Origin of the sequence: Rubrivivax soli (assembly GCF_049810355.1) — a bacterium.
Taxonomy (GTDB): domain Bacteria; phylum Pseudomonadota; class Gammaproteobacteria; order Burkholderiales; family Burkholderiaceae_C; genus Rubrivivax.
Window position 1 is genome coordinate 5,526,311 of sequence record NZ_CP187368.1, and the last position, 22,674, is coordinate 5,548,984.

The 22,674-nt window shown below is 68.5% G+C and carries 11 protein-coding genes; all 11 read left to right on the plus strand.

Annotated features, from left to right (window positions below; translation table 11 throughout):
• Positions 1-177 precede the first annotated feature (177 nt).
• The 11 genes from ACPOLB_RS25480 (at position 178) to ACPOLB_RS25530 (ending at position 22,611) form a co-directional block, all read left to right on the plus strand.
• Positions 178-5,358: an amino acid adenylation domain-containing protein gene (locus ACPOLB_RS25480; RefSeq protein ID WP_425261974.1), complete on the plus strand. Its 5,181-nt coding sequence runs from the start codon at positions 178-180 to the stop codon at positions 5,356-5,358.
• A gap of 38 nt (positions 5,359-5,396) precedes the next feature.
• Positions 5,397-10,553 carry an amino acid adenylation domain-containing protein gene (locus ACPOLB_RS25485; RefSeq protein WP_425258860.1) on the plus strand — a complete coding sequence of 1,719 codons (5,157 nt, stop codon included), beginning with the start codon at positions 5,397-5,399 and terminating at the stop codon, positions 10,551-10,553.
• Complete coding sequence (locus ACPOLB_RS25490) at positions 10,550-11,701, plus strand: NAD(P)H-binding protein (protein WP_425258861.1); 1,152 nt, start codon at positions 10,550-10,552, stop codon at positions 11,699-11,701. The genes ACPOLB_RS25485 and ACPOLB_RS25490 overlap by 4 nt, the downstream gene beginning before the upstream one ends.
• Before the next feature lie 2 nt (positions 11,702-11,703).
• Positions 11,704-12,777, plus strand: a complete 1,074-nt coding sequence (locus ACPOLB_RS25495; protein ID WP_425258863.1) for a Gfo/Idh/MocA family oxidoreductase — start codon at positions 11,704-11,706, stop codon at positions 12,775-12,777.
• A 142-nt stretch (positions 12,778-12,919) separates the two neighbouring features.
• Positions 12,920-13,579 carry a thioesterase II family protein gene (locus tag ACPOLB_RS25500; RefSeq protein ID WP_425261975.1) on the plus strand — a complete coding sequence of 220 codons (660 nt, stop codon included), beginning with the start codon at positions 12,920-12,922 and terminating at the stop codon, positions 13,577-13,579.
• Complete coding sequence (locus ACPOLB_RS25505; RefSeq protein ID WP_425258865.1) at positions 13,576-14,931, plus strand: condensation domain-containing protein; 1,356 nt, start codon at positions 13,576-13,578, stop codon at positions 14,929-14,931. Before ACPOLB_RS25500 ends, ACPOLB_RS25505 begins: the two co-directional genes overlap by 4 nt.
• Positions 14,928-16,472 (plus strand): AMP-binding protein, encoded by a 1,545-nt coding sequence (locus ACPOLB_RS25510; RefSeq protein WP_425258866.1) that lies wholly within the window; start codon positions 14,928-14,930, stop codon positions 16,470-16,472. The genes ACPOLB_RS25505 and ACPOLB_RS25510 overlap by 4 nt, the downstream gene beginning before the upstream one ends.
• Positions 16,469-19,180 (plus strand): chorismate-binding protein, encoded by a 2,712-nt coding sequence (locus tag ACPOLB_RS25515; RefSeq protein WP_425258867.1) that lies wholly within the window; start codon positions 16,469-16,471, stop codon positions 19,178-19,180. The genes ACPOLB_RS25510 and ACPOLB_RS25515 overlap by 4 nt, the downstream gene beginning before the upstream one ends.
• A gap of 16 nt (positions 19,181-19,196) precedes the next feature.
• The gene (locus ACPOLB_RS25520; protein ID WP_425258868.1) at positions 19,197-20,954 is read left to right on the plus strand and encodes a carbamoyltransferase family protein; all 1,758 of its coding nucleotides are present in this window, start codon (positions 19,197-19,199) and stop codon (positions 20,952-20,954) included.
• Between the two features lie 43 nt (positions 20,955-20,997).
• The gene (locus tag ACPOLB_RS25525; protein WP_425258869.1) at positions 20,998-21,375 is read left to right on the plus strand and encodes a VOC family protein; all 378 of its coding nucleotides are present in this window, start codon (positions 20,998-21,000) and stop codon (positions 21,373-21,375) included.
• A 15-nt stretch (positions 21,376-21,390) separates the two neighbouring features.
• The gene (locus ACPOLB_RS25530; protein ID WP_425258870.1) at positions 21,391-22,611 is read left to right on the plus strand and encodes a cytochrome P450; all 1,221 of its coding nucleotides are present in this window, start codon (positions 21,391-21,393) and stop codon (positions 22,609-22,611) included.
• Positions 22,612-22,674 lie beyond the last annotated feature (63 nt).

Consider the following 22,674-nt stretch of genomic DNA (forward strand, 5'->3'; position numbering starts at 1 on the left):
CAGCGTGCCTTTCGGGAGGCCATGGCGCACCGCGCGTTCTCCGGTGTCGAGATCCTGCGCGAGCTCGGTCGCCGGGGTCTGTTGCCCGCCGGCATACCCGCAGTGTTCACGTCCGCTGTGGGGCTTGGCGAGCTGATCGAACCCGAGGTCCGGCGGACGCTCGGGACGCCCGCATACATGATCTCCCAGACCCCGCAGGTGTGGCTGGACCACCAGGTGGTGGAGCACGATGGGGGACTGCTGATCAACTGGGACGGTGTGCGGGATCTGCTGGCGCCGGGGGTGGCGCAGGCGATGTTCGAGGCCTACGAGCGGTTGCTCGAGGACTTGATGGACGCTTCGCAGTGGGAGCGGGCGCCGGCGCTGGAGCTGCCGCTGCAGCAGCGCAGCGTCCGGGCCCAGGCCAACGCCACGGCGGCGCCGCTGCCGCGGGGGCTGCTGCAGGACGCGTTCGTGGCGCAGGCGCACAGCCGGCCGCAGGCGGTGGCGTTGTGCTGGCAGGAGCAGGGCAGCTGCAGCTACGGGGAACTGCTGCGGCAGGTGCAGGCGGTGGCGCAACTGCTGCAGGCGCAGGGGGTGGGTGCAGGCGACCTGGTGGGACTGACGCTGGACAAGGGCCCGCTGCAGGTGGCGGCCGTGCTGGGCGTGCTGGCGGTGGGTGCGGCGTACGTGCCGGTGGGCGTGGAGCAGCCGGCGCAGCGGCGTCGCCGGATCTACGACGATGCGAAGGTCAGGCTGGTGCTGACGCAGCAGGAGCAGCGCGATGCGCTGCAAGCCGGCGTGAGCCAGCCCGTGCATGCGCTGCCCGAGCAGGGCAGCGACGCACCCCTGCCGCGGCTGCAGCTCGATGAGCAGGCGCTGGCCTACGTGATCTACACCTCCGGCTCCACGGGTGAGCCCAAGGGGGTGAGGATCAGCCACGGGGCGGCGTTGAACACGGTACAGGAGGTCAACCGTCGCTGGCAGGTGCAGGCGCAGGACCGGGTGCTGGGCGTCTCGGCGCTGGACTTCGACCTGTCGGTGTACGACATCTTCGGTCCGCTGAGCGTGGGTGCGGCCCTGGTGTTGCCGCTGGAAGCGCAGCGACGCGACGCGCACGCCTGGCAGGGGTTGATGCGGCGCTGGGAGGTCAGCGTCTGGAACTCGGTGCCGGCACTGCTGGAGATGCTGCTGAGCGTGCAGCACGAGGAACGGTCGTTGTCGGGCCTGAGGCTGGCGCTGTTGTCCGGGGATTGGATCGCGCTGGATCTGCCGCAACGGCTGCGCGCGGTGGTGCCCGGGTGCCGCTTCGTGGGGTTGGGCGGGGCGACGGAGGCGGCGATCTGGTCCAACGCGGTCGAACTGGAGGAAGCGCCGCCGGGCTGGAGCTCGATTCCGTACGGCTGGCCGCTGGCCAACCAGAGTTTCAGGGTGGTGGACGCGCTGGGGCAGGACTGCCCGGACTGGGTGCAAGGCGAACTGTGGATCGGTGGGGCCGGCGTGGCGCAGGGCTACCACGAAGACCCGCAGCGCAGCGCCAGCCGCTTCGTGCTGCACGAGGGTCAGCGCTGGTACCGCACGGGCGACCTGGGGCGCTACAGGCCCGACGGGTGCCTGGAGTTCCTGGGCCGCGCGGACCAGCAGGTCAAGGTCAAGGGGCACCGCATCGAGCTGGGGGAGGTGGAGGCCGTGCTGCGGCGGCACACCGCGGTGAGCGACGCGGCCGTGCTGGCGCTGGGCGAGCGCCAGCGCACGCTGGCGGCGGCGGTGGCGGTGGACCGGGCGAGCGGGCTGACGCTGCAGCAGCTGCAGGAGTTCGCCCGGGAGCATCTGCCCGGTTACGCGGTGCCTGCCCAGTGGCTGGTGCTGGAGCGGCTGCCGCTGACGGGCAACGGCAAGGTCGATCGGCGGGAACTGCAGCGGCTGTGCGTGCAGCAGCAGCAGCAGGCGCTGCAGCCGCGGGAGCAGGACGCACCGCAAGGCGCGCTGGAGCAGGAGCTGGCCGCGCTGTGGTGCGAGCTGCTGTCGCTGCCGGCGGTGCAGCGCAGCGATCACTTCATGAGCCTGGGCGGCGACAGCCTGCTGGCCACCCGGATGATCGAGCAGCTTCGGCAGCGCGGGCAGGCGCAGGCCACGGTGGCTGCGCTGTTCATGCATCCGGTGCTGAAGGACTTCGCTCAGGCGCTGGGTGCTGCCGCGGCGTCTTCCCACACCGCACGGACGCTGGTGCTGCAACACGATCCGGCGGCCCGCCACGAGCCGTTTGCGACCACAGAGGTCCAGCGCGCGTACTGGCTCGGCCGGCTCGGCGAGTTCGAGCTTGGAGGCGTCGGCGCGCACTACTTCATGGAGTTCGTTGCCCCTGCCGAGATCGACACGCAGCGCCTGGAGTGGGCGCTCAATGAACTGGTGCAGCGGCAACCTGTGCTTCGGACCATCTTCCCGGACGCCGACACCCAGCAGGTGCTGTCGGCGGTTCCACGGCTTCCGATCGGCGTCAGCCTGGTCGGGCCCGGCGACGGAGAGCGGCTCGCAGCGCTGCGCGACGCGATGTCCCACTGCGTGTTCGATCCCGCGGTCTGGCCCTTGCTGCAGGTCCATGTGGTGAAGTCGCCAGTCGCCTGCCGCGTGATGGTCGGCATCGACAACCTGGTGATGGACGCGTTCAGCATCAGCCTGTTCATGGCTGACTGGTCCGCGCTGTATGCAGGCGACGAACTGCCGCCGGCGCCGCGTGCCGACTTCCGCGACTACGTCAGGGCGCTGTCGCGTTCCGAAGGCGCCGCGGGCGATGTCGAAGCTGCTCGCCGGCACTGGCTGGAACGCATGCAGTCCTTGCCTGCTGCGCCCGCGCTGCCGTTGGACCGTGAGCCTTTCCGAGTCCGTGGTCACCGCTTCGAGCGTCGCAGCACGTTCATCGCACCGGCGGCCTGGAGCGCACTCAAGTCCCGCGCGCGTGCACACGGCATCACGCCGACCGTGCTTCTGGCAGGGGCCTTCGCCGAGGTGCTGCGCCGTTGGAGCGGCCAGCATGGTGTGACGCTGAATCTGACGGTGTTCGATCGACAGCCGTCGACTCCCGACGCGGCGCGGATGTATGGCGACTTCACGTCCCTGCTGCTGCTGCCCTACACGCCGACGCCCGGTGCGTCCTGGGCCCGCGTGCTGCAGGACCTGCATGTGGAGCTCGGGCTGTGTCTGCAGCACCGGCAGGCACCGGCCACCTGGGTGCTGCGCGAGCTTGGCCGCCAGCGCGGCGAGGCGGTGCGCATGCCGGTCGTGTTCACGAGCACGCTGGGAGCGCCGGCCCCAGCGCCTTTCGAACTCTCGTTCGGCCGCTACGAGCGCGGCATCTCCCAGACCCCGCAGGTGTGGCTGGACCACCAGGTGGTGGAGCACGATGGGGGACTGCTGATCAACTGGGACGGTGTGCGGGATCTGCTGGCGCCGGGGGTGGCGCAGGCGATGTTCGAGGCCTACGAGCGGTTGCTCGAGGACTTGATGGACGCTTCGCAGTGGGAGCGGGCGCCGGCGCTGGAGCTGCCGCTGCAGCAGCGCAGCGTCCGGGCCCAGGCCAACGCCACGGCGGCGCCGCTGCCGCGGGGGCTGCTGCAGGACGCGTTCGTGGCGCAGGCGCACAGCCGGCCGCAGGCGGTGGCGTTGTGCTGGCAGGAGCAGGGCAGCTGCAGCTACGGGGAACTGCTGCGGCAGGTGCAGGCGGTGGCGCAACTGCTGCAGGCGCAGGGGGTGGGTGCAGGCGACCTGGTGGGACTGACGCTGGACAAGGGCCCGCTGCAGGTGGCGGCCGTGCTGGGCGTGCTGGCGGTGGGTGCGGCGTACGTGCCGGTGGGCGTGGAGCAGCCGGCGCAGCGGCGTCGCCGGATCTACGACGATGCGAAGGTCAGGCTGGTGCTGACGCAGCAGGAGCAGCGCGATGCGCTGCAAGCCGGCGTGAGCCAGCCCGTGCATGCGCTGCCCGAGCAGGGCAGCGACGCACCCCTGCCGCGGCTGCAGCTCGATGAGCAGGCGCTGGCCTACGTGATCTACACCTCCGGCTCCACGGGTGAGCCCAAGGGGGTGAGGATCAGCCACGGGGCGGCGTTGAACACGGTACAGGAGGTCAACCGTCGCTGGCAGGTGCAGGCGCAGGACCGGGTGCTGGGCGTCTCGGCGCTGGACTTCGACCTGTCGGTGTACGACATCTTCGGTCCGCTGAGCGTGGGTGCGGCCCTGGTGTTGCCGCTGGAAGCGCAGCGACGCGACGCGCACGCCTGGCAGGGGTTGATGCGGCGCTGGGAGGTCAGCGTCTGGAACTCGGTGCCGGCACTGCTGGAGATGCTGCTGAGCGTGCAGCACGAGGAACGGTCGTTGTCGGGCCTGAGGCTGGCGCTGTTGTCCGGGGATTGGATCGCGCTGGATCTGCCGCAACGGCTGCGCGCGGTGGTGCCCGGGTGCCGCTTCGTGGGGTTGGGCGGGGCGACGGAGGCGGCGATCTGGTCCAACGCGGTCGAACTGGAGGAAGCGCCGCCGGGCTGGAGCTCGATTCCGTACGGCTGGCCGCTGGCCAACCAGAGTTTCAGGGTGGTGGACGCGCTGGGGCAGGACTGCCCGGACTGGGTGCAAGGCGAACTGTGGATCGGTGGGGCCGGCGTGGCGCAGGGCTACCACGAAGACCCGCAGCGCAGCGCCAGCCGCTTCGTGCTGCACGAGGGTCAGCGCTGGTACCGCACGGGCGACCTGGGGCGCTACAGGCCCGACGGGTGCCTGGAGTTCCTGGGCCGCGCGGACCAGCAGGTCAAGGTCAAGGGGCACCGCATCGAGCTGGGGGAGGTGGAGGCCGTGCTGCGGCGGCACACCGCGGTGAGCGACGCGGCCGTGCTGGCGCTGGGCGAGCGCCAGCGCACGCTGGCGGCGGCGGTGGCGGTGGACCGGGCGAGCGGGCTGACGCTGCAGCAGCTGCAGGAGTTCGCCCGGGAGCATCTGCCCGGTTACGCGGTGCCTGCCCAGTGGCTGGTGCTGGAGCGGCTGCCGCTGACGGGCAACGGCAAGGTCGATCGGCGGGAACTGCAGCGGCTGTGCGTGCAGCAGCAGCAGCAGGCGCTGCAGCCGCGGGAGCAGGACGCACCGCAAGGCGCGCTGGAGCAGGAGCTGGCCGCGCTGTGGTGCGAGCTGCTGTCGCTGCCGGCGGTGCAGCGCAGCGATCACTTCATGAGCCTGGGCGGCGACAGCCTGCTGGCCACCCGGATGATCGAGCAGCTTCGGCAGCGGTGGCATGTGTCGCTGGGCATCGATCTGTTCCTGCGCGCTCCGACGGTCGCGGCCCTTGCCGCGCAGTTGCAGGCGCTTCGTGATCCCGCAGTCGAGGAAGGCATCCTGTGAACGCCTGCAACATGCCTGGCCACGACACTGCAACTTCCTTGCTCGAAGAACTGCAGGCCCAGGGGATCGAGCTCTGGGAAAGCGGCGGCGAGTTGCGCTACCGCGCGCCCGTCGGTGCGCTGGACGACCAGGTGAAGCAGCGCCTGCGGACGGTGAAGCCTGCATTGATCGAGGTCCTGCGCGCGACCGCCCGGCCGCCGCTGGTGGCCGACCCGTCGTCGGCCCTGGCGCCGTTTCCGCTGACCGACATCCAGGCGGCCTATCTGCTGGGACGAAACCGGGGCATGGCTTATGGCGGTCTGCCCTGCATGGCCTATCTGGAGCTGTCGATGCAGCCTGGTGCAACCGCACCCGGACGCCTGCGGGCGGCCCTGGGCGAGACGATCAGACACCACGCAGCGCTGCGCACCACCTTCGCCCAGGAGGGCTACCAGCAGGTGATGGCAGACGTGCCGCCGCAGCAGGTCGCGCATGCGAGGTGCGCGCATGCCGACGACAAGGCTGCGCTCTTGCGCGATGTCCGCCAGCAGATGCTGACGCGGCAGATGACGCGCGCTGCCGACGCGTGGCCGGGCTTCGAGCTCCGACTCACTGACACACCCGACGAGCAGGTCCTGCACATGGCGGTCGACCTCCTGCTCATGGACTTCGTGAGCGTCGAGTTGTGGCTGCGCGAGATGCTCGAACTGGCAGCGGGCCGCGAGACCGCACCGGCCCTGGCCATCACCTTCCGGGATGCCGTGGTGCATCGGCAGGCGCTGAAGGAGACGCCGGAGCGTCGGCGGGCGCGCGCGCACTGGATGGAGCGGATGGAACAGTTGCCCGTCGGCCCGGATCTCGCGCTGCGCACCGGTGCCTCGCCACAGGCGGAAGTGGGCATCGATGGTTTCGAGCGGGTGTCCGGACAACTGGCCACGGAGGTGCACGACGCGCTGCTCGAGCGTGCGCGGAAGCACGGCCTCACGCCTTCCGCGGTCTTCCTCGGTGCCTTTGGCGAGGTCCTGGCGTGCTGGTGCAGGCGAGGAGCCTTCACGCTGACCGTGACGCTCATGCAACGGACTGCAGAGCATCCCGACCTGTCGCGCGTGCTGGGTGACTTCACCTCGACCGTCTTGCTGGCTGCGGACATGACCGCCGGGGACACGTTTGCCGAACGACTGCTGTTGCTGCAGCAACGTCTTTGGCAGGACCTGGAGCACGCCAGCTTCAGCGGTGTCGAGGTGCAGCGTGAACTGGCCCGTCGCAGGGGCAGGGAGGCGGCGCTCTTCCCGGTGGTCTTCACCAGCACCATGGGAACGGCCGATCCGCCATCCCCGGAAGGGCAAGCATCGTCCGCGACCGCATGGCGACTGCGCGACGGCATCACCTGGACACCTCAGGTGTGGCTGGACTGCCAGGTCCTCGTCGCCGCCGGGACCGTGCATCTGAACTGGGACTACCGGGCCGACGTGCTGGACAGTGCCATGGTGCGTGCCATGCACGCGGCCTATCTCGGTGTGTTGCGGCGGCTTGCGGAGGATGGTCGGGTCTGGGAACAGCCGCACCCGGTGGTGGTGCCGCCTGCGCGCGCCCGTGCCTCGCTGGAGACGCCGTACGGGGGCGGCCTGCTGCACGAGGGCTTCCTTCGTGCGGCTGCTCGGTGGCCGGACAAGGTGGCGCTGACCGACTCCACAAGCACCCTGCGTTACGGGGAACTGCTCTCGCGTGCTCGGAGTGCTGCCGACGTGCTTGCCTCGGGTCCCGCCGGCAGGCTCGTGGGCATCGCCATGGAGAAGGGCGCGGAGCAAGTGGTGGCCGTGCTGGCCGTGCTGCTGAGCGGCAACGCCTATGTGCCGATCGACCTTCAGCAGCCACGATCGCGCAAGGAGGCGATCGTCGCGGACGCTGGCGTGAGCTGCCTGCTGACCCAACGCCACCTGGCGGAGCAGGAGTGCTACGACGGCGTGCAGACGCAGGTCGTGGACCTTGGTGTGCGCCCTCCGCAGGCGCTGGCTGCCTTGCCGCGCGTCGAGCCGCAGTCACGGGCCTACCTGATCTACACCTCCGGCACCACGGGCCGGCCCAAGGGCGTGGTGATGACGCACGACGCCGCCACCAACACGGTCCTCGACATCAACGCGCGCATCGGCTTGTGCCAAGAGGATGTCGTGCTCGGCCTGTCCGGCCTGGGCTTCGATCTGTCGGTCTACGACATCTTCGGCACGCTCGCGGCGGGTGCGCATCTGGTGCTGCCGGCAGCGTCACGCCGGTCGAGTCCAGGCCATTGGGTGGAGTTGATGCAGGCGCGCGCGGTGACGGTCTGGAACAGCGTACCAGCACAGGCCGACATGCTGCTGCAGCACATCCAGGCCGAAGGGCCGGCAGCGCTGGACGCGCTGCGATGCATGTTGCTGAGCGGTGACTGGGTCCCTGTCGGACTCGCACCTGCATTGCAAAGCTTCAAGTCCGGCCTGCGCGTCATCAGTCTCGGCGGCGCGACCGAGGCGGCGATCTGGTCCATCTGGCATCCGATCGAAGCCGCGGATGCAGGGCGCTCCAGCATCCCGTACGGACTCCCGCTCACGGGCCAGGACGTGCATGTGCTGAACGGACGCGGCCAGGAGTGCCCCGTGGGCACGGTGGGCGAGATCCACATCTCCGGCGCAGGACTGGCGCTGGGCTATCACGGCGACCCGGCGAAGACGGCCGAGCGGTTCTTCGTTCACCGGCTGGAGGGTCAGCGGCTGTACCGGACCGGTGATCTTGGTCGCTACATGCCAGGCGGTGAGATCGAGTTCCTCGGGCGGGAAGACCAGCAAGTCAAGATCCGCGGCCACCGTGTGGAATTGGGTGAGGTTGCCGCGGTGCTCGAGGAGCATCCGCATGTCGCATCGGCAGCAGCCGTGGTTCGCAAGGAGGCACCACAGAGCGTGCCGACGATCCACGCCTTCGTCGTACCCACTGCGCTGGATGCCACGGGCTTCGACGCGCGCGAGCGCGCGCGCTCGGTGTTGTCCGCCGCCATGGAGTCCTTCTCCGGAGCTGCGGAGGCGCGGGTTCCTGCGGCGGCACTGATCGCGCTCAGCGAGGCACTGCACGAGACGGTCCTGCACTGCGTGCAGGCGGCGTTTTCAGCGGCCAGCGCGGATGCTGCAGGCGGCCGGGCGCGTGAAGGAGGTGCGGTGCTGGCCCTGGATGCCCCCGACCTGGCCCGCCGGCTGCGGGTGCAGCCCGCACACACGCGCGTGCTGTACCGGTGCCTGTGCGCCCTGGAGCGGCGGGGCCTCGTCCGCCGCGACGGGAGTCATGGCTTCGTGGCGATGCACGCGCCGCTGGAGGCCGATGCATTGACTCGGCGCTGGCAGCAGCTGCACGAGTTGGCCGGTCCGGCCGGCTACCCCCTGGAGCTGCTGGGCTACTTCCGCGACAGCGCGACGCGGTTCGTCGATCAACTGCAGGGCCATGTCGACCCGCTGGCCCTGTTCTTCCCGCGGGGCATGCCCGAGGTGGCGAAGGCCACGTTCGGCGGCAATCCCAGCGCGGACTTGTGCAACCGCCTGGCTGCCCAGGTGGTCATCGAGCTCGCGGATGCGCGCCAAGGGCGAGACACGCCACTGCGCGTCCTGGAGGTCGGCGGCGGTGTCGGTGCGGTCGCGTCCACCGTGCTGGATGCTCTCGGCGATCGACCGGTCCAGTACGTCTTCACGGACATCTCGACCTACTTCCTGCAACTGGCCGAAGCTCGCTTTGCCGGGGACGCGCGTGTGCGCGTCGCCCAGCTCGACGTGACGCGTGCAGGCGACTGGCGGGAGCCCCCGTGCGACGTGCTGGTGTGCGGGGACCTGCTGCACGCCCTGCCCGATGTACCTGCTGCGCTCAGCGATCTGTCTGGCCTGGTGAAGCCTGGCGGCTGGCTCGTGCTGCTCGAGGCCACATCGGAGCACGCGGCGGCACTGGTCTCGCTCGAGCTCATGCTGCGCAGCGAAGGAAGTGACGGGGCGTTTCGCGATCAACGCGGCGCAACGGGGAGCACCTTTGCGGACGTCCTGCAGTGGCGGCGATGGTTGAAGGACGCTGGATGGCACTGTGTCGTCGAACTGCCTCGCGGGCCGCTTGCGGCGGTGGGCCTGCAGTGCATCGTGGCGCAGAGCGGGACTGGCCTGACCGCGGTGGACGAGCAGGAGTTGATGCAGCACCTGAAGGATCGGCTGCCGGCGCACATGGTGCCTCGCGACATCCGAGCGCTGGGTGCATGGCCGCTGACGGCCAATGGCAAGGTCGATCGCGCAGCACTGTCGCAGCTCTGTCAGGCCGTTCGACCCGGCGCGCGGGCTGGCTCGTCGGTGTCTGCGGACAGGGATGCGCACAGCGAGATGGTTGCGCTGTGGCGGCAGACTCTGGGACAGCAGGTCATGGATGCCGCGACGGGCTTCTTCGATCTGGGCGGTGACTCGCTGAGTGCAGCCCGGCTGGCGGGGCTGGTGATCGAGCAGCGCCCGCGGCGTGAAGGCCTGCACTTCGACGACGTCCTTCGACTGCTGATGGAGGGTCCCTCCATCGCCGAGTTCGTGGACCGCCTCAAGCACGTCGGTCGTGCGCTCCCGGCCGTCTCCGACACCCCACCCCACCCGGCCGGTGCCGCCAGCCATGCGTCGCGCCGCGTGCAGTTGCGCCAGGGTCCAGCCGAAGCGCAACGCCTGTTCCTGGTGGTGGACGGAGGCGAGCACGCCGATCCGGCGGGTCGCGGTGTGCTGCATGCGCTGCCGGCCGAGCTGGCCGTGTTCGGCGCGGTCGCGATCGTGGATGCACCACGCCCGTCGGAAGCGCCAGGCCCGTGGATCCAGGAGATCCTTGCCGGACTCGACGCCTCCACCTGGCCCGATTGGTGTCTCTTCGGGTTGCTGTCGGCGGTTGAGCCTGCACTGCAGTTGTTGCGCGAGGCGCTGGCCCAGCCTCGCGGTGCACCAGCGGCTGTCCGCTGCCTGGCGCTCTCGTCCGAAGCCGCGTCTGGTCGCGAACGGCTGGGTGACATCGCGCCCTTCATCTTCGATCTCCGCGTGCTTCGCCTCCGGACTGCGGCCGGCGACGATGCCGATCTGGCTTCGCTCGGACGCTCCTGCCTGGGTTTGTTCGAGGTGATCGACGTGGCCGGCAGCGACGACGCGGTCGATGCAGCGCTCGCCTGGGGCGGGGTCGCTGCGGAGGCTTCGCAATGAGCGGTTTCTCCGTGACTGGCCTACCGCCCGATGTGCGCATTGCCATCGTCGGTGCCCACGGTGCAGTCGGGCGGGCGACGGTCCGGCAGTTCCGGCAATGGGGCGTCGATCGTCTCAAGCTCGGCGTGCGGCGCGCTCGTCCGGAGCATGACGAGCCATGGACCGAAGGCGACTCGGTCCACGTTGTCGACGCGACCGACCCCGCGTCGCTGCGGGTGTTTCTCGAGGACGTCGACTGTGTCGTGAACTGCACCGGTCCCGCCGGTCGCATCGGGACTACGGTGATCGAAGCAGCTCTCGCGCAGGGTGTCCATGCGGTGGACGTGAACGGCAGTCGGGCAGCGTTGGGCCGTCTCCAACCCTCGCATGCCGAGGTGCGAGGTGTCCTGGCCTGCGGCATGACGCCGGGTCTGAGCGCGGCGTTGCCGATGTGGGCCGCGCAGCTTGCAGTTTCGGCAGGCATGGAGGTGGGAGGGCTGCTGCTGCTGATGGGGGGCCGCGACCCCATCGGACACACTGCGGCACTCGACATCGTTCAGGCCGCACGCGAGCGACGGTCGCGTGCCTCTCCAGGCCCTGCGGCAGCGGACGGCAAGGACGGTGTGGTGTTGTTGCCCGATGCTGCCGCCGTCGAGTCGTTCGACAGCAGCATGGAAACGCTCGCGAGCTACGACGACGAAGAGCTGCAGGATCTTCGCCGCCTGCTGCCGGGCTGCCGCATCGCCGCCTGGGCCGTGCACGCGGGTCCTGCGAGCCGACGCGCGATGGTGCAGGCGGCCCTCTCCGATGCCGATCTGCGGCAGGCGGCCCACCGTGTCGTGGCCGCCAGCGAGGCGGACTGCGCGGGGCGCAGCCGATTCCAGCAACTGCTGGTCGACGTGCTGGTGCGCGACCAGCAGGGGCATCGTCCTGCATCCAGGCTCCTGGTGCGCGCCACGGACGCCTCGGCGCTGACAGCCGCTGCATTGGCCGTGGCCACGCGTGCCGTGGTCACCGGTCGCACGCCGCCTGGCAAGCATCTGGGTGCAGAGGTGCTGAGCACGCGCCAGTCCGTCGAGGAACTGGCCGGGTGTCGCGGCGTGCTGGACGTCGTGTTCGGTGCGCACACGATGGGCGCGGACGCTGCGGTCGACGAGGGTGTGCTGTGAGCATGAACCACGCAGACCACCACCCCTGTGTCGTGTTCGGAGCCACATTCGGGCGCCTGTACGTCGACGCACTCCTGCTGGACTCGACCGGCTACCGGCTGATCGGCCTGGGCGGACAGGGCGGGCGGCGCACGCTCGACCTTGCCCGCCATGCCAGCGTCCCTTGGCTCGCTCCAGGCGAACCGCTGCCGGCAGATGCGCGCCTTGCATGCGTCGTGGTGCGGTCGGGGCTGCTGGGCGGTCGCGGCTCCGAGATCGTCGAGCGCTGTCTGCGCGCTGGCATCGACGTGGTCCAGGAGCATCCAGTCCATCAGCGCGAGCTGGCGTCACACGTGCGGCTGGCGCGCCAACACGGTGCGCGCTACTACCTCAATACGTTCTACGACTGCCTGCCTGCCGTCGTCGCGTTTGTCCGCAGGGCGCGCGAGCTGCAGGCGGAAGGCGGTGCCATGCACCTGGAGCTCTGGAGCAGCTACCAGGTGGCGTTTGCGGGCGTCGACCTTCTCTCCCACCTGGGTTCCGTCGCTGCACTCCAACTGGACGCGGCTGCTCCGGCAGTGCCCGAGGTCCCTGCAGGGCACGCCGACGGCCCGCTCTTCCGGCGGCTGAGCGGTCGACTCGGGTCTGGCATGACCGTCGGAATGCGGGTCGACATGTCGCTCGATCCGCGCGATCCCGACGAGCACCCGCACTTGCTCCTGCGCGCCGAACTCGTCTGTCGCGCGGGCACCTTGATGCTTGCGGATGCCCACGGGCCGGTACTGTGGCTCCCCAGGCCCCGCGTACCGGACGGCCGGCACGAGGCCGCCGACCCCCATCGTGATCGCCATGCTTGCCTGTTCCCGGCGCATGAAGGCGGCTTCGACGAGACGCTGCGGTCGCTGTGGCCCGGGGCGATCGCGTCGCTGCTCAAGCAGGTCCGCGCCGAAGATGGCGGCATGGCGTGGCTCGTCCGGGCGCAGCGGCATCTCGACGTCTGCGGCGCTTGGTCGCAGATTTCCGGCGCGCTGGGCCTTCCCGCGCTCATGCGTCGCGCATCGGCCAGGGACGCGGGGGAGGTGGCCGATGTCGCGTGAGCGCCGTGGAGCGCGCCACGCGCTCTTGAAGCTGCCCACGCCCGCGTCGCGGCCGGGGGGGACCGCCTTGGAGCGCGCTGCACTGGTGTGTTGTCCACACGCCGGCGGCGGGGCCAACTACTTCCGGCCCTGGGCCGCATCGATGCCATCAGGTCTGGGTCTCTGGGCCCTGCAGTATCCAGGACGCGAAGAGCGGCTCGGAGAGTCTCCATGCACGGCGATGGAGCCGCTGCTGCAAGACTTGATCCAGGGCATCGGTGCTCTGCCATCTGTTCCTTTCGTGCTGCTGGGTCACAGCATGGGAGCGGCGGTCGCCTTCGAGTTGTGCCTGCACCTGCAACGGCACGACCGCGCTCCGGTGGCACTGCTGCTGAGCAGCCACCCGCCACCCGACGAGGTGCAGCAGTCGCGCATCCACCAGTCGGACGACAGACAGTTGTGGCTGGAGATGGTCCGCGTCGGTGGAACGCCGGCCGCCGTGCTCGAACTGCCCGATCTGCTGCGCGTGTTGACACCAGCGCTCAGGGCCGACTACCAGGCCATCGAGAGCCATGCCTTCACGACCGGCGATCGCATCCGATCCGAGGTCGTCGTCTGTGTCGGCGACTCCGACCCGGACGTGCCCGCAGACAGGGCAGGCGGCTGGCAGCGCTACTGCGAACGTGAGGTGCAGCTGCGGGTCTTCGAGGGCGGCCACTTCTACCTGTCGGCACACCGTCGGCGGCTCATCGCGGAAGCGGCGCGGTGCTTGTCGCCGTACCTCGACACAAGCGCGGCGGCGCTGGATGCGAGCACGCCATGAGCGACTCTCCGACCTGTCTGCCCATCAGCCACTGCCAGGCTGCCTCCGGTGCGTCACCGGGTCAGGTCACGGCGGGCCAGCGGATGATGTGGTTGCTCGACCACTATCAGGGCCGCCACGGAGCCTTGAACTGTCCTGTGGTGCTGGCCTTCCATGGGCCGCTCGACGTGCCACGGCTGCAACGCGCGTGGGACACGGTTGTGCAGCGTCACGAGGCGCTGCGGACCGGGTTCATCGGACGGGGATCGCTGCTCCAGCGCGTGATCGTTCCGCATCGTCCGTCGCACTGGACGATCGAGCCGCTGTCCGTCGGCGGCGACGTGAGCGACGTCTCCGATCTCCGCATGCAGGCTGCGCTCCGCGAAGAACTGCGTCGCCCGGTGTCGATGGCAGGCCCTTGCCATCGCGTCCGCCTGTGGCGCTTGCACGCAGCGCTGCATGTGCTGTGCATCAACCAGCATCACCTGGTCACGGACGCGGTGTCCTGCGCGCTCGTCAGCAAGGAACTGGGGTTCGCGTACGACGGCCTTCCCCTCGAGCCAGTGACATGGCAGTTCGATGACCATGTTCGCAATGAACAGTCCTGGTTGACCGGGGCTGATGCGCAGCGCAGCCGTGGGTTCTGGGAGACGGCATTGCGGGGCTCTCGACCGCTGGATCTGCCCCGCCGGGCTGGCGTCGCGCCGGCGACGGCTGGCGACGCCGGTGACACCATTTCCTTCCATCGTGCAGCACTGTCCAAATCGGTCATCGGGGCACTCGAGCAGCAGGCACGCGCGTGCCACACATCGCTGTTCGTCTGGCTGCTTGCGCTCTTCAAGTTGCACCTCCATCGGCTGACGGGGGGGCATGACCTGAGTGTCGGAACGCTCCTGTCCAACCGCGCCCATCCGCTCAGTGGCACCACGGTCGGGTTCCTGGCGAACATGGTGGTCCTGCGGAGCCTGGTCGAGTCCGGAACGAGCCTGCCAGTGCTCGCACGACAGATGCGAGACACCACTGCAGCGGCGGTGGCACACCAGCGCTGGCCCTACCAACTGCTGCCGGCAGGCCTCGTGTCCGCAGAGACGGCGCGGGAAGTGGTCTTCCAACTCTTCTCGCGTCCTACCCACGCCATGCAGACAGCGGATCTGGACGTTCGGATGGTCGACCCACCCGACGGCGTGGCCCGCCGGTTCGACCTCGACCTCGTCGTCATGCCTGGCGACGTCGCCCACCAGGTGGTACTCGCTGCTTCGGACAGGAGATTCAGCCGACGGTGGTCGCACGCGTTTCTCGAGGGATACCTGGCGCTCTTGCACCACGCAGCGTCCGACAGCGCCCAACCCATTCAAGAGGTGGACAACGCATGAACTTCGCGATCGAAGTCGAACGCCTGGCGTGCCGCGGAGGTTGGCTCGACGCACGCGCATTCGTCACGCCCGGGCGCGAGTGGAGTCATGCGCAAGTCCACCGGGCATCGCACGGCCTGGCGCGACTCTTCCAGCGGAAAGGACTCGTCGCCGGCAGCCGTCTCCTTCTCGCGCTCGATGACAGTGTGCTGTGGGTGGCAGCCTTCCTCGCGTGTGCCCGGCTCGGGGCCACCGCGCTGGTGGTCAACCCGCACTTGGGCGCCGCCGAGCACGAGCGGCTGTGTGCTCGCTTCCAGCCTCGGCTGGCACTCGTCGATGGCGCGCTGGCAGAGCGCTTTTCCTCCGCCGTGTTGATCGACCCCGCAGAAGCGCTGCGCGAACTGGCCCATCCGGACGCGACCGCGCCGGATGCAGCGGATTCTGGCTTCGCGCCCTTGTATGTGCAGTTCACATCGGGAACGACGGGCGAGCAGAAGGCGGTACCGCATCGACACGAGGACATGCTGGTCTACCGCGATGCTGTTGCCACTGGAATGCTGGGGTTGCGGCGCGAGGACCTGCTGTTCTCTGCCAGCCGCATGTTCTTCGCCTATGGCTTGGGCAACAGCCTGGCCTTCCCGCTGACGATGGGGGCGTCAGCGGTGCTGCTGCCGCGCAGGCCGTCCGGTGCAGACGCACTCGATGTTCTGCTTCGCCACCCGGTCGATGTCATGTTCTGGGTGCCTTCCGGTTTCGCGTCTCTGATGCGCGAGGCGGAGCAGTCGCCTTCGCAGAGCCTGCGCCTTGCCGTGAGCGCTGGAGAGGCCTTGTCCCCTGGTCTTGCCTCCCGGCTGCAGGGTTGGCTGCGCGCGCCGGTCTTGAATCAGTTGGGTTCAACGGAGGCCGGGCATGCCTACTGCGGAACGTCGCTCGGCGACGATCCGGCGGCTTCCGTCGGGCGGGTGTTGCCGGGCTACAGCGTCGAGTTGCGTGACCCCGCCACGGGCTCGCCAGCACCCCCGGGCGGGGAGGGCGAAGTCTGGCTGGCGGGGCCGACTGTCCCGCGCGGCTATTGGCGCGATGTCACCGGCACCGCGCGCGGTGCCGACCTGTTTGTCGGTGACTGGTTTCGGACTGGCGACAAAGCCCGGCGGCTTGTCGATGGACGCTTGCAGCACCTCGGCAGAGTCGACGACATCGAGAAGGTCGGCGGCATGAAGCTCTCGCCACTGGAAGTCGAAGCAGTCTTGTCCGAACACCCGGACGTGGCCGAGGTCGCTGTCGCGTCGGTCGTGCACCGGGACGGCGCTTCTCGCCTGTGGGCGTTTGTCGTGTGCCGTCGTCTGCTGGCACACATCGAGCCAGAGCTGCGCAGCCTGGCGCGGGCGCGACTGGCGCCGTTCATGGTGCCGAAGTTCTTCGTCCCGGTCGAACGCCTGCCTCGGACGACGAACGGCAAGCTCCAGCGGCATGTCCTTCGCTCCGACGAATGGATTCACCGTGCTCTTTCGGTCGCACCCCACTGCGCCGCGGCGCAGCCACTCGAGGTTGAACGCCCATGAACTCACTGATCATCGACAACCACGACTCCTTCACCTACAACCTTTACCACCTGCTGGGCGCGGTCACTGGACGAGAACCCGTGGTCATCGCCAACGATGACGTCCACTGGCGACGGGAACACCTTCGATCCTTCGACATGGTGGTGATCTCTCCCGGACCTGGAAACCCCGAGGTCCCGAGCGACATGGGCATCTCGCGCGACGTCCTGGTCGAGAGGGAGATCCTGCGCCCGCTGCTGGGCGTCTGCCTCGGTCACCAGGGCTTGTGCCATGAGCTGGGAGGACGGGTCGAGCGTGCGCCCGAGCCTGTGCACGGCCGCGTGGACACGATCCTGCACCGGGGTCATCCGCTGTTCCAGGGGATTCCGGAGACCTTCGATGTCGTGCGGTACCACTCGCTGATCGCCAGCAGGTTGCCGCCGGAGCTTTCCGGGATCGCGTGGACGCTGGATGGACTGCTGATGGCGGTCAGCCATCGCGAGCTGCCTCTCTGGGGCGTGCAGTTCCACCCCGAGTCGGCGTGCTGCCAGTTCGGTCGGGAACTGCTGCTGAACTTCTGCCGGCTGGCTGACATGCATCGGACTGGCCAGCGAACCTTGGTGGGGGCGGCAGGGACGGCTCCCCGCGAAGTGCCGGCTCCTCCGGCTGAGGCAGTTCCGCCCGTCGAAACCCTGCGCTTGCGTGCGAGACGGTTGTCTCCACGGGTGGACACCGAAACCGCCTTCGTGGCTTTGCACGGTTCCTCTTCCGATCCCGCGCTGTGGCTCGACTCGAACGACCCGGGCTCGTCCATGTCGCGCGTGTCCGTGATCGCGGATGCTTCCGGTCCGAACGGCCGGTACGTCCAGGCGCAGGTCGCCCAGGGCCAGGTGCGCTGGCGCTCTGCGGGTGCGGGGGACTGGAGCGAACGCGACGTGCGGTTCTTCGACTGGATGGACGAGGATCTGCGTGGCTGTCGACTGGAAGAGGACGCGGTGCCAGTTCTGCCCTTCGACGTCCGTCCAGGGTGGTTCGGACATCTGGGCTACGAACTCAAGGCGGAAACCGGCGGTCAGGCGGCTGCCCAGCCGGAACTTCCGGCGGCCTGGATGATGTTCGCTGATCGCATCCTGGTGCACGACCATGCTCGCGGAGACTGGTGGGCACTCGCCGCCTGTCCGGCATCCCGGGCGGCCGCGGACGCGGAGTTTGCACGATGGTCTGCCGCCATCGAGTCGTTGCTGGAGTCGGCGTCGCATGCGCAGGCACCTGCGCTGCCGACTTTGCCCGAGGGTCGCAATCTGGTCCTGCGGCATGGCGCGGACGATTACGTGCACCTGGTGCGCGAGTGCCAGAAGGAGATCCTGTGCGGCGAGAGCTACGAACTGTGCCTGACCAACGCCTTGCAGTTCGAACTCGTCGCTGACGCGGACGCGCTTCAGATCTACCGCCACCTGAGGCGTCGGAACCCCACCTCGTTCTCCTGCTTCCTGCGCGGTCCGGACTGGTCGGTGCTGAGCCTGTCACCGGAGCGTTTCGTTCGCGTCGACCGGCACCGAACGATTCAGAGCCGGCCGATGAAGGGCACGCGACCACGTGGTGCCGACGAAGCCGCCGACGTGGCACTGCGCCAGGAATTGGCCAGCAGCCCCAAGGACCGGGCCGAGAACCTGATGATCCTGGATCTGGTTCGCAACGACGTGGGCAGGTGCTCGCGGCTCGCGGGCGTGGACCCGGTCAGCATGTTCGAGGTCGAGACCTACGCCACGGTGCACCAGATGACCAGCACCGTGGAGGGCCGGATGCTGGACGGGGCCTCGTCCGTGGATGCCGTTCGCCACGCCTTTCCACCAGGCTCGATGACCGGGGCCCCGAAGGTCAGAAGCATGGCCATTCTCGACCAGTTGGAAGGCGGGCCGCGCGGCATCTATTCAGGATCGCTCGGCTACTTCGCGCTCAACGGCACGGCGGACTTCAATGTTGTCATCCGAAGTCTTGTCAAGGTCGGCCGACGCATGCATCTGGGCTGCGGCGGTGCGGTCATCGCGCTGTCCGAGCCGCAGGCAGAACTGGACGAGATCATCGTCAAGAGCAGGGCGCTGCTGTCCGCTTTCGGGTTGAGCTTTCCGCGGACTGGTGGGCATGGAGGCCATCGCCCCGTGCTACGCGCAGAAGTGCCGCTGGCATGGCGGCCGGTCCCTGCGGCGGACGAAGCCATCGAAGCTTCGCTGGCCCGCCTCTCGGCAAGCGCTGCGGCATCGTCCCGGCTGCTGCTGCCCGGCGGCCTGAACGATCAAGAGCCGAGCCACAGGGTCCTGGGCGTGTTCGGGGGCGTGCTGCTGCATGTGCAGGGCAGGGGCCTCGGAACGCAAGCCGATCAGCCGGCTTCCCTGGTTTTCGAAGGTACCGCCGATGGATCCTCGCTGATGCTGCAGGGTCGCCTGCTGCAGGTCGACGATCTGGAAGCGGACGCTGTTTTCTCTGGGTTGCCGCGGGCGGAGCAGATCAGGGCCTGGCTCGCCGAAGAGGAACAGTTGACTGTCGATCGCGCTGTCGACCGCTACGCCGGACAGGCCATCGCGCGACCGAGGGCGTTCCGGGTGTGTCGGCTCTCCGTGTGGCGCACCGAGCACCAGGCGGGGAGCGTGCCCGGCGTCGCAGGCCGATCCGGTGCGGGCGTGGTTCCGAAGGACGGCACAAGTGCCGGTGCATCGCTTGCAGAAGCTTGATCGAGGAGTTGATCGAATGAGTGCGCACTACGCCCTCGGCATCAATGTCGGGTTCCACGACGCTGCTGCCGCGTTGCTCAGGGATGGCCGGATCGTCAACCTGGTGGAACAGGAGAAGGTCAGCCGTCGCAAGCATGCGGTCGCGCAGTCTCCCGCTCTGGCCATCAAGCACTGCTTGAGCGACGCGGGCATCGGCCTGCACGACATATCGCAGATCGCAGTCGGCTGGAACATTCCGGCAACGGCGATGGGCAGGAGCCGCCGCTTTCAGCCTGATCGGCTGGCCGAGATGCTGTTCGGCGAGCTCGGGCTCCATGCCGAGGTGGCGACGGCGCAGGCCCAACGCATCGAGTGGGTCGACCACCACTTGGCGCACGCGGCCAGCGCGTACTTCAGTCTCGGCGCCGAGGCCATGGCCAGTGGCACCCCGACAGCGATCCTGGTGATCGACGGCGCGGGCGAGCACAGTTCGACGACGCTTGCCGTCGGCGTGGGTTCGGACATTCGCGTGCTCGAACAACTGCCCATCGATCAGTCCCTGGGCTTCTACTACTCCGCGGCCACGCGCTGGGCCGGGCTGGGCGACTTTGGTGAGGGCAAGCTCATGGGACTCGCGTCCTACGGGAGGGCCACCCGCGCACCCGGGCTCAATGCCTTGCCCACCGGCTATGTGATCGAGCGTGACGGCAAGCGGCTGCAGACCCTGGCCCAGGGAGGGACGCCGGAGCTGATGATGAATCAGTTTCCTGCGTTCGAGGCCGCGCTGTCGCCGGAGTTCGGCGCTGAGTACCCCTACGGCAAACGCAGCGGAGAGGGTGTCATCGCCTATGCCAACTTTGCAGCGTCCGTGCAGCATGGGCTGGAGGCGGCCGTGCTCGGAACTGCGCGCCGACTCGCCTCACTCACCCGAGCCAAGCGTGTTGTCATTGCCGGTGGGGTTGCGATGAATTGCTCGATGATCGGGCGCCTGCTGCGGGAGAACCTGTTCGAGCGCGTCTACGTGCCTCCCGTTCCCACCGACGTCGGGGTCTCCTTGGGTGCGGCGCTCTGGGTCTCGCGCGAGAAGCCGGGTTTTGCCCCGACGCACATCGATCACGCAGCCTGGTCGTTGCCCTTGCAGCAGGATGCCGACTTCGCGAGTGTTCTGCAAAGCCTGCAACTGGCGGCCGTTCCGTTGCATGCGGCGGCTGGACCGCAGGTTGCCGCGCGGGCCATCGCGAACGGATGCGTGGTGGGTTGGGCGCAGGGGCGTGCCGAAGTCGGTGAACGCGCCCTGGGTTGTCGCAGCATCGTTGCCGACCCGCGCAGCCGGTCGAGCCTGGAGAAGCTCAATCGCGTCAAGGGGCGGGAAATGTGGCGACCCGTCGCGCCCAGCGTGCTGCGCGAGCGGTATCGCGAGTTCTTCGTTCACGAGGCCCACGACCCCATGCGCTTCATGCTGGCTGCCGACTACGTCCGGGCTGCCGTGCGCGCAAGCGTGCCGGCGATCACGCATGTCGATGGAACTGCACGGCCGCAGGTGGTGGACCAGGACCTGCTCCCTGCCTACTGGGAGCTGATCGACCGCTTTCGCGAGGCCAGCGGCGTGGGCATGGTCACCAACACGTCCTTCAATCTCGCCGACGAGCCCATCGTGTGCACCGCCGCAGATGCAGCCCGCACCCTCGCGCGCAGCGAAGGACTGGATCTCGTCATTGCCGGCGGTGTGGCGATGTCGAAGACCCGCGCGGTCCTGGATGCGGCCGTTGGCGTGACCGAATCGCTTGCCGCCTGACCGGCCGGAAACCGAATCCATGTTCTGAAGAAGGAACCTTCCCATGATGACCAATCTCTTCACGGACGACCTCGGTGCGACCCGGAGCCTGTTCGAGAATCTTCTGGAGTTCAAGGTCGAATTCGCTGCCGACTGGTTCGTCAGCTTGAAGGCCCCTGGCGGCGGCCAGCTCGGTGTCATGAAGCGCACCAGCGAGTTTGTTCCGAAGGCGCACCAGCAAGCTCCGCGCGGCGTGATGATCACCGTCGTCGTCGATGACGTCGAGAAGGCGCACGCGAAGGCACGAAGCCTGAAGCTGGAGATCCTCGAGGCGCCCCGCGACCTGCCGTACGGCCAGCGCCGCATGTTGCTGCGGGATGCCAGCGGAGCGCTCGTCGACGTGTCTTCGCCGACAGCGCCCGTCGACCCGAGTTACGTCTGATGCGGAACGACGGCGATGCTTGCGACTGAACCGGCCGACTGGACCGCGCACCGCTACGACCCACTCGACGCGGGTGTCATGTGCGATCCCTATCCGCACTATGCAAGGCTTCGCGAGGCGGCTCCCTTGTGCTGGGTCAGGCCGGCGGCCATGGGGATCACGCGCTACGACGACGTGGTGAAACTCGTCAAGAGCGGACGTATCGCCTCCAGCTTCCCAGAGCACGATCCGCGGTTCGCCCTGGGTGATGGGCCTGCGGCCGAGCTGACGAAGCACGTGCTGCTCATGCGCGAGGTGCAGGATCACCAGCGCCTGCGCTCCCTGCTGGCCCCGGCCTTTTCCCCGCAGCGACTGGTGACCTTGCAGCAACGCATCGATGATCATGTGGACGCCATGCTGGACCGGGCGATCGACAACGGAGGGTTCGATGCCGTCTCGGATCTGGCGTTGCCGTTGACGGTCGCCGTGGTCTGCGACCTGCTGGGCATCGATCGCGAACTCCAGCGGGAGATCGGCCTTCGCTCCCGGCAGCTGAGTCAGGCGTTCGCTCCGTTCGCCATGCCGCAGGAAGGTCGGAGCGCGGCCAGCGAATCGCTGGCATGGTTGCGGGAGCTCGTCGGCCGGCTGATCGACGAACGAATGCACGCGCCGCGAGGTGACCTGCTGTCGGAGTTCGCTGCCGCACTCCAGGTGGATTCAGGCTGCAGCCGTGAAGAACTGGTGGACAACGCGGTGTTCGTCGTCTTCACCGGATACGAGACGACATCGAGCCTCATCGGCACAGGGTTCTCGATGCTGCTGGATCATGAAGCGGAATGCAGGCGGCTCTGGGACAACCCGCATCTCGTGAAGAGTGCCGTCCACGAGATGATGCGTTTCGATGCGCCAAGTCAGTTTGCTGCAGGCGTGGCGCGTGACGCGGTCGACTTTCATGGCCACAGGATCAAGCCGGGGCGGGTCGTCTTCTTCATGTTGGGTTCCGCGAACCGTGATCCTCGGAAGTTCGATCGGCCAGATCAGTTCGACATCGCTCGCGAGCACAACCCGCACCTGAGCTTCGGCTTGGGAGCGCACTACTGTGTCGGTGCTGCTCTGGCGATGATGGAGTGCCATGCAGTCTTCTTGCGCGCCTTGCATCGATTGCGGTCGATCGAGCCACGTGGTCAGGCCCTCCGTCTTCCGAACCCATCGATTCGATCCTTCAGCAGCGTCCCTGTTGCCGTGCTTCCTCGGTAGATCCGGGCGGGCAGACGGTCAACAAGCGGACAGCAGTGAGGTGCAGCAGCATGAGCAAGCGGA

Excerpts from the sequence above, each read along its gene's own strand:
- ACPOLB_RS25500 (WP_425261975.1), top strand. The coding sequence starts at position 12,920 with ATGCCATCAGGTCTGGGTCTCTGGGCCCTGCAGTATCCAGGACGCGAA.
- ACPOLB_RS25530 (WP_425258870.1), top strand. The coding sequence starts at position 21,391 with ATGCTTGCGACTGAACCGGCCGACTGGACCGCGCACCGCTACGACCCA.
- ACPOLB_RS25490 (WP_425258861.1), top strand. The coding sequence starts at position 10,550 with ATGAGCGGTTTCTCCGTGACTGGCCTACCGCCCGATGTGCGCATTGCC.
- ACPOLB_RS25515 (WP_425258867.1), top strand. The coding sequence starts at position 16,469 with ATGAACTCACTGATCATCGACAACCACGACTCCTTCACCTACAACCTT.
- ACPOLB_RS25520 (WP_425258868.1), top strand. The coding sequence starts at position 19,197 with ATGAGTGCGCACTACGCCCTCGGCATCAATGTCGGGTTCCACGACGCT.
- ACPOLB_RS25525 (WP_425258869.1), top strand. The coding sequence starts at position 20,998 with ATGATGACCAATCTCTTCACGGACGACCTCGGTGCGACCCGGAGCCTG.
- ACPOLB_RS25480 (WP_425261974.1), top strand. The coding sequence starts at position 178 with ATGATCTCCCAGACCCCGCAGGTGTGGCTGGACCACCAGGTGGTGGAG.
- ACPOLB_RS25495 (WP_425258863.1), top strand. The coding sequence starts at position 11,704 with ATGAACCACGCAGACCACCACCCCTGTGTCGTGTTCGGAGCCACATTC.
- ACPOLB_RS25510 (WP_425258866.1), top strand. The coding sequence starts at position 14,928 with ATGAACTTCGCGATCGAAGTCGAACGCCTGGCGTGCCGCGGAGGTTGG.
- ACPOLB_RS25505 (WP_425258865.1), top strand. The coding sequence starts at position 13,576 with ATGAGCGACTCTCCGACCTGTCTGCCCATCAGCCACTGCCAGGCTGCC.